Genomic DNA, 13,608 nt, shown 5'->3' on the forward strand with positions numbered 1-13,608 from the left:
CGCAGCTTGATGCGGAGGCGCAGCCGGCGGCGCGGCGCCGGGGCGTTGCGGCTGCCCCTGCGGCGGCTGACCATGCGGCGGCTGCTTCGGTCGACCGTCGGGACCGACCTCACCAGCCGGCCCTCCGGGACCTTGCGCGATGACGAACGGCGCGGTCTGCGCGTGGGATGCGGTGTTCGTCAGTTGCATCGCCGACAGTGCGGTCGTCGCAAGCAGCAGAACGCGAAGTTTGCTCATGTGTTTTGGTGTCCCGAAACGTTCTTTTTGAAGCACGGCGTGATCAACGTTTATGCGTTAGGCTGGAATGTGGCGCAGTTCAAATCCGCGACGGGATTTATTTCGACGCGAAGCAGCCGCGGGGCCGCCGCCGTTCATGTCTCATTCAGTCTTGAATTTCAAAGGCTTGCGGGAACACGACGCGGCGAGAGCCGGCGCGTCGCCGGCCCCCTGACGTGCATCATGATCAAGGTTCAATCGCGGTCAATCCATGACCAGACTTAATCCGTGACCGGATTCGGCGTGGTCGGACCGAGCGGTCCACGGCCCGGAACCTCGTCCGGCGTCGTTCCGGGCAGTTCGCGCGGCGGCGACGGCATGCCCGGCTCGTACACCGGGGGCAGCACTTCCGGATTCGGATTCCCCACCGGATCCTCCGGCGGCGGCTCGACAGGATGCCCGGGTGTCGCCGGCGGGATTTCGGGCGGCTCGATTGGCATCACATCGCGACCTTGCGGTTGTCGCCGATATCGGGGCGCGTGTTGGTGACCGCGGCTGCGGCCATCTTGACGTAGCTGATCACCGTGCCTGGCGAATCCCAGAACTCGGCGTCGTCGGGCGTGATCCGAAGCAGTCGGATGTTCGGATCCTCAGCACTGTCCCACCACGCCTTCGCCGTCGTCGTGAACAGCTCGCGGATCTTGGCGCGATCGTTGGAAATCGCGGCCGTGCCGGTCAGCGAGACGTATGTCTGGCTGCCGGCATCGGCAAACGACAGGTTGACCTGCGGCGATCGCGCGATCTCCTCGTCCTTGTGGTGGCGCGCATCGGTGAGGAAATAGATCAGGCCTTCATCGCGCGCGAGATAGGCGCTCATCGGCCGCGCGCGCAATTTGTCACCGTCCTTGGTGACCAGCATGGCGAAGCCGATCTTCTTCATCAGCTCCCAGGCGCGATCCTGATCGCGCGTGTCGTCGTTGCTCATGGTCCGCTCCCTGGATGTCAGGGGCGATAACGTCGCGTCGGGCTGCGATGTTCCGAGGCCGATACAGGAACCCGGCGGCGTGCGCGGATCAGCCGCGGAGCAGCAGGGTGTTGCTGCGGGTCCGGCCGACCTCGCGAAAGCCGCGCTTGATCATGTCGGCGAGACAGTCGTTCTGCCATTCGTCGCGCGACAGATGCTCGATGACGACGGCCCGCGGCCACAGCGTCTGCGGCGCATCGCGGAAGAAGCAGGTCAGCACGCGATCTTCGAAGCCTTCGACGTCGATCTTGAGCGCATCGACACGGGTCACGCCGGCCTGGTCGAGAATCGCTTGAAGACGCAGCGACGGGACCTTGAACGCCTCGGCGCCGGCGGTGCCGACCACGATGTGGCTGGCGCCGAGATTGTCGCCATCGGTCTCGATCATCACCTCGCCGTCGCTGTCGCCCGCTGCCGCGGCCACCAGCCTGACCTGCGACAGCGCCGACGCGTCGCGGTTGAAGCTCAGCCTTGCATGCGTGACCGGATGCGGCTCGACCGCGATCACCAGGCCATTTGGCCCGACATGGCGCGCCAGCGGCAGCGCGAACGTCCCGACATTGGCGCCGATGTCGACCGCGGTGCCGCCGGCCGGCACCTGGCTGCGCAGAAAATCGAGCTCTTCGCGATTGTAGTCGGGATTGAACAGGGCGCCGCGCTCGGTGGCGCTGAGCTGATGATAGAAGCGGAAGTTGGCGCCTTGGTAGCCGACATCGACGGGGCCGGCGCGCAGCAGGTCCACCGCCCGGGTCAGCATCGGCCGGAACGCACCGCGCTTCAGGCCGGAGCCGTGCGCCAGCCGGATCACCAACGCCTGCGCGGCATTCGGAGCAAAGGCCCCGAAGGGCGGCGGCGAAGGATCGTTGTCGGGCGTCAAGGTCGGGTCCTGGCAGGCTGGTCCTGAGGGCGCCGAGTGATAGCCGGTTTTGCCGCCCAGTCCAATGCGGGCGGCAAGGCCACTTTGTGGCCTCACCGCGGCGATCAGGCCGCCTTGCGCTGGCGCAGGAAGCGGCCGATCAGACGCCGCTTGCCCTTGCGCGGGATGAGATCGATGTCGCTGACGAGCTTGGCGCCGCCCTTGCGCCGCTCCAGCACGATCTTGCGGCTGTGAAAGGCTTCGAGCTCGGCCCGGTGAGCGACGCTGACGATGGTGGCCTTCGGCAGTTCGCTCGTCACCATCTGCATCATCCTGTCCTGGCTCTTCTCGTCGAGCGCGGACGTCGCCTCGTCGAGCACGACGATGTCGGGGCTATGCAGCAGCAGCCGCGCGAACGCGAGGCGCTGCTTCTCGCCACCCGAAAGCGTCTGATCCCACGGCGCCTCTTCCTCGATGCGATCCTTGAGATGGTCGAGCCCGACCTTGTGCAGGGCTTCGCCGACCTGCGCGACGCTCCAATCCTCCGCGGCGCCGGGATAGGCCACCGCGCGGCGCAGACTGCCCGAGGGCACATAGGGCCGCTGCGGCAGCATGAACAGGCGGCGGTCGGGATGGAAATTGATGCTGCCGCCGCCCCAAGGCCAGAGGCCGGCGATCGCACGCACCAGCGTGCTCTTGCCAGTACCGGACTCGCCGGCGACCAGCAGCCGCTCGCCGGGATCGACCACGACTTCGGTTTCCCCGACGACCGCCGTGCCGTCGTCGAGCGTCACCGAGAGATCGTTTAGGCTCAGCATCGCCTCCCCGGTGGTCTCGCCGCGCTTGATGCGGCCGATGCCGTCGCCGCGCTCGGCGCGCTCCAGGGCGTCGAGCGACATCATCAGCGAGGCGATGCGGCGGGCGCACGCGTTCCAATCGGCCAGGCGGGGATAGTTGTCGACCAGCCAGCCGAACGCGGTCTGCACGATCGTGAACGCGCTGGCCGCCTGCATCACCTGGCCGAGCGTCATGCTGCCGTCGAGGAATTTCGGCGCGCACAACAGCAGCGGGACGACGGGGGCGATCAGGCTCGAGCCCTGCGACACCAGCGTCGTGCGCATGTGCTGGCCGGCCAGCCGCGCCCATTGCTGCAGCACATTGCCGAACGTCCTGTCGATGCCGGCGCGCTCCTCGGTCTCGCCGCCGAGCAGCGCGATGCTCTCGCCGTTCTCGCGCACGCGCGTCAGCGTGTAGCGGAAATCGGCCTCGGCCTGGTTCTTGTCCTCCGAGGTCTGCACGAAGCGCCGGCCGATCGCCATGATCGAGCCCGAGGCGATGACGGCATAGACGACGGCCGCGATCACCAGGAAGCCGGGAATGGTGATCTCGGTGCCGCCGAGATGCAGCGTCAGCGCGCCGCCGATCGTCCACAGGACGAGGATGAAGGTGGCGGCCGACAGCAACGCCGAGGTGACGCCTGCGACGAAGTCGACCGGCGAATCGGTGGCGATGCGCAGATCCTCGGCGATACGATATTCCGGGTTCTTGTGATCGCCGCTGACGAGATTGAGCTGGTAGTAGCGGCCGCTGGTGAGCCAGCGCGTGATCACGCTGTGGGTCAGCCAGGCACGCCAGCGCCGCTGGATCGCCATCCGCGCATAGACCTGGGCGACCGCGAGAATGACGCTGCCGATCGCCAGCGGGAAGAAGATCGCGGTGAGGTGAAACACCGTCGCGGCGTCGCGCTTTTCGATCGCGTCGAAGATCGACCGATTCCACACGTTGATGCCGTACTGGAAGGCGACGGTGCCGACGATCAGCAGCAGAAGCCCGATCGTGAACGGCCAGGCGAGGCGATCGCCGGACTTGCCCCAATAGCCGCGGGCACTGATCCAGAATCGCGTCAACAAATATCGCTTGCGGACCTGCTCCGCCTCCTCCGGCGACAGCTCCGGGTCCGGCTCGACCACCTCAGGCGGAGGCGGCTCGACATGATCGCCGTTCTCGGCGGCGATCTCGACGATCGGCGCCCTTGCCGGCCCGTCATCGACGGGCCGCTCGATGTCCTGGATCTGTCCCATGCGGCGATAACCGGAACCCAAGTCGAAGGTTCCGCGCCAGGTTCCGCCCGCGAGACCCTCAGCGCAGTTCCGGGTTCGGCGCCACCGGCGGGGCGCGATGGAGCGGCACCGGCACGACCTTGTGCAGCACGCGCGACAACTCCTCGATCGAGTACGGCTTGCGCAGCAGCTCGAAGCCGTTGGTGCCCTGCTGAGCCAGCACATGGCTGTAGCCACTGGCGAGCACGACGGGAATGTTGAGCTCGAGCCGGCGGATCTCCTCGGCGAGCTCGAGGCCGGTCATCCCCGGCATCACCACATCGGTGAACACGACGTCGAATTGGCTGGCGCCGCCGATCAGCTCTTCCAATGCGTCCCTGGCGTTGTCGACCAGCGTAGTGAGATAGCCGAGCTCGGCGAGCGCTTCGGTGGCCGATCGCCCGACCTCGATGTTGTCCTCGACCACCAGCACGGACATTCCACGGCCGCTGATCGGCGCGGCATGGCCGTCCGTCTCGCTGCGTTGATCCTGGGCCGGCGCGACGCGCGGAAGGTAGAGCGTGAAGGTGGCGCCCTTGCCGACCTCGCTGACGACGCCGATCTCGCCGCCCGATTGCTTGGCGAAGCCGAACACCTGCGACAGCCCGAGGCCGGTGCCCTGGCCGATGGTCTTGGTGGTGAAGAACGGCTCGAAGATGCGGCCGACCTGATCCTGCGGGATGCCGACGCCGGTGTCCTGGACGGCGATGGCGACGTAGCCCAGCGGCGGGCGGTCCTGCGGTGAGGCCGGGGTCGGGAGATCCGGCGTAGGGGCGACCGTGATGCTCAGAACACCCTGGCCGACCATGGCGTCGCGCGCATTGACGGCCATGTTGATCAGCGCGGTCTCGAACTGGCCGGCGTCGGCATTGACGTAGCAAGGCTCATCCGGGACCGAGATGGCGATCTCGATGCGCGAGCCGACCAGCGTCTTGGTCATGTCGCGCAGGGTGACCACGCTGCGGCCGATGTCGAACACCTCGGGCTTCAGGGTCTGCCGGCGCGCGAAGGCCAGCAGCTGCGAGGTCAGCTTGGAGGCGCGCGCCACGGTGTCGGAGATCGCGTCGATGTAGCGCTGCCGCCGCTCCTCGGGCAGATTCGGCCGGCGCAGCAGGTCGGCCGAGGCGCGGATCACGGTGAGCAGGTTGTTGAAATCGTGCGCGACGCCGCCGGTCAATTGCCCCAGCGCCTCCATGCGCTGGCCATGCTTGAGCGCGTCCTCGGCCTCGAGGCGGCGAGCAGCTTCGATGTAGAAGCGCTCGGTGCGGCGGCGGGCGAGGGTCAGGAACACGACCAGCAGGGCCGTAGCCGGGATGCCGAAGATCAGGTGGCGGCTCATCGTCGCGAACCAGCGGTTGCGGATGGTTGCGGTTTCCAGGCCGGCGGCCACATAGACGGGATAGCCCGGGAGCCGCTGGTAGCCGACCCGCCGCTCGACACCGTCGATCGGCGAGGTCTCGGTCACCAGCTGCTCGGTATCGGCCGCCCCCGCCGGAATGTCGTTCGGCGCCGGCCCGGCGCTGCGCTCGGCGGCCGGAAACCGCGCCAGCGTCAGCCCGTCGAACCGCTTCAGCGCGAAGTAGCTGCCCTGGGCGCGGCCGATCCGGGCATAGAAGTGCTCGAAATAGTCCGGCAGCACCGAGGCCTGGATGACCCCGGTGAAGCTGCCGTCGTCGGAGGGGCGGCGACGGCTGACGCTGAAGAAGGCCGCGCCCGGATAGGGCGAGCGCGGCGTCAACGGAGCGCCGATGAAGGTGCCGATGCTGTCCTTGACGTGGGCGCTGAAGTAGTCACGGTCCAGGAACGACACGTCCGGCGCCGGGTAGATCAGGCTGTTGACCAGCGGCCGGCCGTTGGCGTCGAACACCCAGGCCGACTTCATCTGCGGCAGCGAGTCGGACAATTGCCGGAGCCGCGCATGCAGCGCCTGCTCGCGGGTCTTGATATCGGCGTCCGAGAGATCGCGGACGATCTCGTCGATCTCGGACAGGCTGCGTTCGATGGTCTCGAACACCTTTAGCGCATGCTCGTGGACGACGTCGAGCGAGCGCCGGATCTCGCGGTCGGCCTCCTCGCTGGTCGTGCCGGAGGAGACGTAGGCCGCGATCAGGAAGAACGCGATCGGCAGCGCCAGCGACGCGACCATCATCCAGCGCAGCATCGTCAGCGATTTGCGTTGTGCGGTCTGCACGGTCGCTCCGGCCCCAAAAGGCTGAGAGCTTAACGCAATCGGGGCCGGCGACAAACAAGACGCGCCCGGAACTCGGGACGGTTTCGGGCGCGGAGGTAATCTTCTGAGGCTGTCCGGCGGCTAGATCTGCCGCTCGACCAGCTTGAGCTTGAGCTCGGCGATCGCCTCGGCCGGGTTCAGGCCCTTCGGGCAGGCCTTGGCGCAGTTCATGATGGTATGGCAGCGGTACAGCCGGAACGGGTCCTCGAGATTGTCGAGCCGCTCGCCGGTCGCCTCGTCGCGGCTGTCCTTGACCCAGCGCGTCGCCTGCAGCAGCGCGGCCGGTCCGAGATAGCGCTCGCTGTTCCACCAATAGCTCGGGCACGAGGTCGAGCAGCAGGCGCACAGGATGCACTCATAGAGGCCGTCGAGCTTCTCGCGGTCCTCGTGAGTCTGCTTCCATTCCTTCTGCGGCGTCGGCGTGGTCGTCTTCAGCCACGGCTCGATCGAGGCGTATTGCGCGTAGAAGTTGGTGAGGTCGGGCACGAGGTCCTTGACCACCGGCTGGTGCGGCAGCGGGTTGATCTTGACCGCGCCGTCCTTCACGTCGTGCATCGAGCGGGTGCAGGCCAGCGTGTTCTGGCCGTCGATGTTCATCGCGCAGGAGCCGCACACGCCCTCGCGGCAGGAGCGGCGGAAGGTCAGCGACGGATCGATGTGGTTCTTGATCCAGATCAGGCCGTCGAGCACCATCGGACCGCAATCGTTGACGTCGACATAGTAGGTGTCGACGCTCGGATTCTTGCCGTCGTCCGGATTCCAGCGATAGACCCTGAACTCGCGGACTTCGGTGGCGCCCGCCGGCTTCGGCCAGGTCTTGCCGCCGGTGATCTGGGAATTCTTCGGAAGTGCGAACTCAGCCATTTCGGTAGGCCTTCTTGGTTGTGACGGACCGGCTCAGGACACGCGCGATCAGTACACGCGTGCCTTGGGCGGGATGTACTGCACGTCGTTGGTCATGGTGTAGTTGTGCACCGGGCGGTAGTCGATCGTGGTCTTGCCGTCGTTGTTGTCGATCCACGCCAGGGTGTGCTTCATCCAGTTCTTGTCGTCGCGATCCGGGAAGTCCTCGCGGGCATGCGCGCCGCGGCTCTCGGTGCGATTGACGGCCGAGTCCATCGTCACGACGGCCTGGGCAATCAGGTTGTCGAACTCCAACGTCTCGATCAGGTCGGAATTCCACACCAGCGAGCGGTCGGACACGGCGATGTCGCCGATGCCGCCATAGACCTTGTGGATCAGGTTATGGCCTTCCTGCAGCACCTCGCCGGTGCGGAACACGGCGCAGTTGGTCTGCATCACGTGCTGCATGCTCTCGCGCAGTTTCGCGGTCGGGGTGCCGCCCGAGGCGTAGCGGTAGTGATCGAGCCGGCCGAGCGCCTTGTCGGCGGAGTCCTTCGGCAAATCGGGCTGCTTGCCGTTCGGCGTCAGCTTCTCGGCCAGCCGCAGCGCGGCGGCGCGGCCGAACACCACGAGGTCGATCAGCGAGTTGGAGCCGAGCCGGTTGGCGCCGTGCACGGAGACGCAGGCCGCTTCGCCCACCGCCATCAGGCCGGGGACGATGGCGTTGTCGTCGCCGTCCTTCTTGGTCAGCACCTCGGCGTGATAGTTGGTCGGGATGCCGCCCATGTTGTAGTGCACCGTCGGCACGATCGGGATCGGCTCGCGGGTGACGTCGACATTGGCGAAGATCTTGGCCGATTCGGAGATGCCCGGCAGACGCTCGGCCAGCACCTTCGGATCGAGATGGTCGAGATGCAGGAAGATGTGGTCCTTCTTCTTGCCGACGCCGCGGCCTTCGCGGATCTCGATGGTCATCGCGCGCGAGACGACGTCGCGCGAGGCGAGGTCCTTGGCGGACGGCGCATAGCGCTCCATGAAGCGCTCGCCCTCGGAGTTGACGAGATAGCCGCCCTCGCCGCGCGCGCCTTCGGTGACCAGACAGCCCGAGCCGTAGATGCCGGTCGGGTGGAACTGCACGAACTCCATGTCCTGCAGCGGCAGGCCGGCGCGCAGCGCCATGCCGCCGCCGTCGCCGGTGCAGGTGTGCGCCGAGGTGCAGGAGGCGTAAGCGCGGCCATAGCCGCCGGTGGCCAGGATCGTGGTCTGGGCGCGGAAGCGGTGCAGGGTGCCGTCGTCGAGCTTGATCGCGATGACGCCGCGGCAGGTGCCCTGGTCGTCCATGATCAGGTCGATGGCGAAGAACTCGATGAAGAACTCCGCGGCGTGGCGCAGCGACTGGCCATACATCGTGTGCAGCATCGCATGGCCGGTGCGGTCCGCGGCGGCGCAGGTGCGCTGCGCCTGGCTCTTGCCGAAGTCGATGGTCATGCCGCCGAACGGACGCTGATAGATCTTGCCGTCCTCGGTGCGCGAGAACGGAACGCCCCAATGCTCGAGCTCGTAGACCGCGTCCGGCGCGTTGCGCACCATGTATTCGATCGCGTCCTGGTCACCGAGCCAGTCGGAGCCCTTGACGGTGTCGTACATGTGCCAGCGCCAGTCGTCCTGGTGCATGTTGCCGAGCGAGGCCGAGATGCCGCCCTGCGCCGCCACGGTGTGCGAGCGGGTCGGAAACACCTTGGTGATGCAGGCCGTGCGCAGGCCCGCTTCGCTGCAGCCGACCACGGCGCGCAGGCCCGCGCCGCCGGCGCCGACCACGACGACGTCGTAGGTGTGATCCTCGATCGGATAGGCTTTTCCGTTCGTCGCGGGCGCGCCGTTCGCGCTGCCATTTGCTCCGCCGGCCATTCGCTAGACTCCAGTGGACAGTTTGATGAGGGCGTAGATCGAGGCGATCGCCACGGTCACGGCAAAGAAGTTGTTGGCCATGATCGCGATGAGCTTGAGCGACTCGGTGTGGACGTAGTCCTCGATGATCACCTGCATGCCGATCTTCATGTGCCAGCAGCTGGCAACCACGAACAGCAGCATGATCAGCGCGATCGGCAGCGAGCCGAGGATCTGCGCCGCACCTGCCTGGTTGCGGCCGAGCAGCATGATCACGACCACCACGACCGGCACGATCAGCAGGGTCATCGCAACCGCGGTGATGCGTTGGCGCCAGAAGTCGCCGGTGCCCGAATGCGCCGCACCGAGATTGCGAACGCGGCCCAGCGGGGTCCGCATCGATTTTGCGCGTGCGTTGCTCATCGGCCGCCTCCGACTGCGTAAGCCACGATCCACACCAGAACGGTCAGAGTGATGCCGCCGATCAGTGCGCCCCATGTGAGCGTCTCGCGCTCATTGGGCTTGAAGCCGTAGCCGAGGTCCCAGACGAAGTGGCGGATGCCAGACAGCAGATGATGGAGCAGCGCCCAGGTATAGCCGAACACGATCAGCCGGCCGAGGAAGCTGCCCATGAAGCCCTGGACGTAGGAATAGGCGCTGGGACCGGACGCGGCGGCGATCAACCACCAGGCCAGCAGCAGCGTCCCGAAATAGAGTGCAACCCCGGTGGCGCGGTGGACGATCGACAAGATCATCGTCAGCGTCCAGCGGTAGGTTTGCAGATGCGGCGAAAGCGGTCGTTCGATCCTGGCTGTCATTGGTTGCTTTGATGATTTCTTGTGGGCCGTGAACGGAAGGGGCTTGCGGCCGTGTGGGATCGGCAGGCGGGCTTTATTTACGGAGAAGGAACAGGGCTTGCAACGGACAAATGACCCAAAACCGAACACCGATTCAGTACTACGAGAGCGATGAAAAAAGGATCAATGGCCGTCGTGGTATACCACAGCCCAACGACTCGACCATGCCGCGAATTGCTATTCATTTTTAGCTCCTCACGCCGACTGAAACGAAGCCGATGAGACTAGTAAATAACGCAGATCGTAGTGCATTGATTCACCGCTTAACTACGGCCCTCGCGATGCTGGTTTCGCCCAAAGAAGGGGTTCGCAGGCCGACGATTCTGCAGGTCTGATCGGACGGATTCGCGGGACGATCCGTCCGCGGGCACGACCGTGGTTTGTCTCCCCTGGGCAAGTCGAGGGCGCTGTCGCGTGTTCCAGCGGCGTGCCCCCCGTATCTTGCCGATGGTCGATTTTGCCGCATGTCGAGGTCGGGCGCCGTGACCTAGTCTGCGGTGAGGCGCCACCAGGACAGCAGCGCTGCAGCGAGATCCGATGCCCGCTCCCCGGCAGACAATCATCGAACGCACGGCGGCGCTGCCCGCGCGCCATGCGTCCTCGCACGAGCCGGCCGAGGAGCCTCTGACGTGCATCCTCGGCTTCACCGCCGCCGGCCTGTTCGCCGCCTGCCTCGCCATCGCCATTCACCAGGAGATGACGTCGTTCGCGGCGCTCGAGCTCGTGCTGATCTGCGCCGCCCCGCCGTTGGCCGCGTTGGCGGGCTTGAGAATCGGACGACTGCGCTGAGCCGCCGTTACTTCGTATAGATGTCCTTGTACTGATCACGCAGCACGTTCTTCTGCACCTTGCCCATGGTGTTGCGCGGCAGTTCGTCGACCACGAACACACGCTTGGGCATCTTGAATTTCGCCAGCCGGCCATCGAGCCCCTTGAGCACGCTGGCCTCGTTCACGTCGGCGCCGGGATGGCGCACCACGACAGCGGTGACGCCCTCGCCGAAATCGGCATGCGGCACGCCAATGACCGCGGATTCGACCACGCCCGGCATGGCGTCGATCTCGCTCTCGATCTCCTTGGGATAGACGTTGAAGCCGCCGGAGATCACGAGATCCTTGCCGCGCCCGACGATGTGGACGTAGCCCTGGGTGTCGATCTTGCCGAGATCGCCGGTGATGAAGAAGCCGTCGTCGCGGAATTCCGACTTGGTCTTCTCCGGCATCCGCCAATAGCCCTTGAACACGTTCGGGCCCTTCACCTCGATCATGCCGATCTCGTCGCGCGCGAGCTCCTTGCCGGTCTCGGGATCGGTGACGCGCACGGACACGCCGGGCAGCGGGAAGCCAACCGCGCCGGGCACGCGCTCGCCCTCATAGGGGTTCGACGTGTTCATGTTGGTCTCGGTCATGCCGTAACGCTCGAGCACGGCGTGGCCGGTGCGCGCGAACCATTCGCGATGGGTGTCGGCCAGCAGCGGCGCCGAGCCGGAGATGAACAGCCGCATGTGGCTGGTCGTCTCCTTCGACAGGCGCGGGTTCTGTAACAGCCGCGTGTAGAAGGTCGGCACGCCCATCAGAACGGTGGCACGCGCCATCAGGTTGATGATCAGGTCCGGATCCAGCTTCGGCAGGAAGACCATCGACGCGCGGGCAAACAGTGTCACGTTGCTGGCCACGAACAGGCCGTGCGTATGGTAGATCGGCAGCGCGTGGATCAGCACGTCGTCCCTGGTAAAGCGCCAGTAGTCGATCAGGGTCAGCGAGTTCGAGGCGAGATTGTCGTGAGACAGCATCGCGCCCTTGGAGCGGCCGGTCGTGCCGGAGGTGTAGAGGATCGCGGCGAGATCGTCGGAGGCGCGCGGCTCCGTGGTGAACGCGGTCGCGGCCTTGTCGGCGGCCTCTGTCAGCGAGCCCTTGCCCGACGCGTCGAGCGTTTCGACCTTGGCGCCGACCTTGGCCGCGAGCGCGCCGATGCCCTCGGCCCTGGACGGGTCGCAAACCACGACGGTGGGCTCGGCATCGCCGATGAAATAATCGAGCTCATTGAGGGTGTAGGCGGTGTTGAGCGGCAGATAGACGCCGCCGGCGCGCACCGTGGCGAGATAGAGCACGAGGCCCGAGACCGACTTCTCGGTCTGCGCGGCGACGCGATCGCCCGGCTTCACGCCACGGGCCACCAGCACGTTGGCCATCTGCCCGGCCCGCGCGACCAGGTCGCCATAGGTGATGCGCTGGCCGTCCTGGGTCTCGATCGCGAGCCGGCCGGGCTCGTCGAGATCATCGAACAAGCGGGCGAACAGATTGGCGTTGGCGGCGTGGTTCATGCAAACATTCCCCTCAAGAGCGCGGCCGGGCCGGCGGTTTCAGCCGGCGGAACATCGGGCTCGACGAAGACGAAAAGGGCCGGGACGGATGGCAGCGGCGACGTCGCCGGGATTGCCGTCTCTGATCGAGGCTGCCTTAGCAAAAACGCCCTTTCGAAGGCAACGGGAGACGCCGGAATATGACCAAGGGGAAACGAATTGCCTGGATCACGGGCGGCGGCACGGGGATCGGCGAGGCCGGCGCGCTGACGCTGGCGGCGGAGGGCTGGACGGTCGTGGTGTCCGGCCGGCGCAAGGCGGCGCTGGATGCCGTGGTGGCCCGGATCGTGGCGGATGGCGGCACGGCGGAAGCCATCGCGCTCGACGTCGCCAAGTCCGCCGACGTGCAGGCCGCGGCCGACGCCATCCTGATGCGTCACGGCCGCATCGACCTGCTGGTCAACTCCGCCGGCGTGAACGTGCCGCGGCGGCGCTGGGACGACATGACGCTGGACGGCTGGAACCAGCTCGTCGAGATCAACCTCAACGGCGTGCTGTATTGCATGAAGGCGGTGCTGCCGGCGATGCGCAAGCAGCAGGACGGCACCATCATCAACGTCTCGTCCTGGGCCGGACGTCATGTCTCGAAAATGCCGGGACCGGCCTACACCTCGACCAAGCATGCGGTGCTGGCGCTGACGCATTCCTTCAACATGGAAGAATGTATGAACGGTCTGCGCGCCTGCTGCCTGATGCCCGGCGAGGTCGCGACGCCGATCCTGGAGCAGCGCCCGGTGGTGCCGAGCGCCGAGGAGCAGGCCCGGATGCTGCAGCCCGAGGATCTCGGGCGGACCATCGCGTTCGTGGCCAGCATGCCGCCGCGGGTATGCGTGAACGAGATCCTGATCAGCCCGACGTGGAATCGGGGATTCATCCAGACGCCAGCGAACAGGGATTGAGGGGGACTGGAAAACCGTCACGGCAACAGCGTCGGAGCGGTCCATGAAAATCGAGGTGTCGCCTCGCAACCGGTGTCGTCCCCGCGAACGCGGGGACCCATACCGCGTGATGTCTGAAACAGGCAGGCGGCCAGTCTCGCGCAAGACAACTGAACCCTGTGGTTATGGGTCCCGGATCTGCGCGCTTCGCGCTTGTCCGGGACGACAGTCGAAGTCGGCGCAGCTGGGTTGCCTCCGAGAAGCAGGTGGAAGACATACGACCTCGTCCTCGCGACACGATGCGCCCGAGCTGTGCTGAAACCTGTCGCCCTCATCAACAGAGGGCGCGGGGAAGA

13 protein-coding genes are annotated in these 13,608 nt (G+C 66.3%); 3 read left to right on the forward strand and 10 right to left on the reverse strand.

Annotated features, from left to right (window positions below; genetic code table 11):
• Positions 1-501, forward strand: a 501-nt coding sequence (locus BRAS3809_RS36870) for a hypothetical protein (RefSeq protein WP_170323346.1), incomplete at its 5' end; no start/stop codon positions are given.
• Here the strand turns inward: BRAS3809_RS36870 and BRAS3809_RS28815 are convergent.
• From BRAS3809_RS28815 to sdhC, 9 genes are all read right to left on the reverse strand, one after another.
• Positions 498-716 (reverse strand): hypothetical protein, encoded by a 219-nt coding sequence (locus tag BRAS3809_RS28815; protein WP_008965539.1) that lies wholly within the window; start codon positions 714-716, stop codon positions 498-500. The genes BRAS3809_RS36870 and BRAS3809_RS28815 overlap by 4 nt on opposite strands.
• Entirely contained in the window at positions 716-1,201 is a 486-nt protein-coding gene (locus BRAS3809_RS28820) for a pyridoxamine 5'-phosphate oxidase family protein (protein ID WP_008965540.1), read from the reverse strand. Before BRAS3809_RS28820 ends, BRAS3809_RS28815 begins: the two co-directional genes overlap by 1 nt.
• An 88-nt stretch (positions 1,202-1,289) precedes the next feature.
• On the reverse strand, positions 1,290-2,117 hold the full coding sequence (locus BRAS3809_RS28825) for an FkbM family methyltransferase (protein ID WP_008965541.1): 828 nt from the start codon (positions 2,115-2,117) through the stop codon (positions 1,290-1,292).
• A 104-nt stretch (positions 2,118-2,221) separates the two neighbouring features.
• A complete protein-coding gene (locus tag BRAS3809_RS28830) occupies positions 2,222-4,177 on the reverse strand; it encodes an ABC transporter ATP-binding protein/permease (protein WP_035659233.1) in 1,956 nt (651 codons plus the stop codon).
• 58 nt (positions 4,178-4,235) lie between these two features.
• A complete protein-coding gene (locus BRAS3809_RS28835; RefSeq protein WP_008965543.1) occupies positions 4,236-6,386 on the reverse strand; it encodes an ATP-binding protein in 2,151 nt (716 codons plus the stop codon).
• 120 nt (positions 6,387-6,506) lie between these two features.
• Positions 6,507-7,289 carry a succinate dehydrogenase iron-sulfur subunit gene (locus tag BRAS3809_RS28840; RefSeq protein ID WP_008965544.1) on the reverse strand — a complete coding sequence of 261 codons (783 nt, stop codon included), beginning with the start codon at positions 7,287-7,289 and terminating at the stop codon, positions 6,507-6,509.
• Between the two features lie 48 nt (positions 7,290-7,337).
• Entirely contained in the window at positions 7,338-9,176 is a 1,839-nt protein-coding gene (sdhA, locus tag BRAS3809_RS28845; protein WP_008965545.1) for a succinate dehydrogenase flavoprotein subunit, read from the reverse strand.
• Between the two features lie 3 nt (positions 9,177-9,179).
• Positions 9,180-9,554, reverse strand: coding sequence for a succinate dehydrogenase, hydrophobic membrane anchor protein (gene sdhD, locus BRAS3809_RS28850; RefSeq protein WP_008965546.1), 375 nt, complete (start codon positions 9,552-9,554; stop codon positions 9,180-9,182).
• Positions 9,555-9,574: 20 nt separating this feature from the next.
• Positions 9,575-9,973, reverse strand: coding sequence for a succinate dehydrogenase, cytochrome b556 subunit (sdhC, locus tag BRAS3809_RS28855; RefSeq protein ID WP_008965547.1), 399 nt, complete (start codon positions 9,971-9,973; stop codon positions 9,575-9,577).
• Between the two features lie 576 nt (positions 9,974-10,549).
• Here sdhC and BRAS3809_RS28860 point away from each other — a divergent pair.
• Positions 10,550-10,801 carry a hypothetical protein gene (locus BRAS3809_RS28860; RefSeq protein WP_008965548.1) on the forward strand — a complete coding sequence of 84 codons (252 nt, stop codon included), beginning with the start codon at positions 10,550-10,552 and terminating at the stop codon, positions 10,799-10,801.
• Between the two features lie 7 nt (positions 10,802-10,808).
• Here the strand turns inward: BRAS3809_RS28860 and BRAS3809_RS28865 are convergent, their stop codons facing one another.
• The gene (locus tag BRAS3809_RS28865) at positions 10,809-12,335 is read right to left on the reverse strand and encodes a malonate--CoA ligase (RefSeq protein WP_008965549.1); all 1,527 of its coding nucleotides are present in this window, start codon (positions 12,333-12,335) and stop codon (positions 10,809-10,811) included.
• A 179-nt stretch (positions 12,336-12,514) separates the two neighbouring features.
• On the opposite strand from BRAS3809_RS28865, the gene BRAS3809_RS28870 reads away from it, so the two are divergent.
• Positions 12,515-13,273 carry an SDR family oxidoreductase gene (locus tag BRAS3809_RS28870; protein ID WP_008965550.1) on the forward strand — a complete coding sequence of 253 codons (759 nt, stop codon included), beginning with the start codon at positions 12,515-12,517 and terminating at the stop codon, positions 13,271-13,273.
• The last annotated feature ends 335 nt before the right edge of the window (positions 13,274-13,608 follow it).

The sequence above is a fragment of the Bradyrhizobium sp. STM 3809 genome (genome assembly GCF_000239795.1).
GTDB lineage: Bacteria > Pseudomonadota > Alphaproteobacteria > Rhizobiales > Xanthobacteraceae > Bradyrhizobium.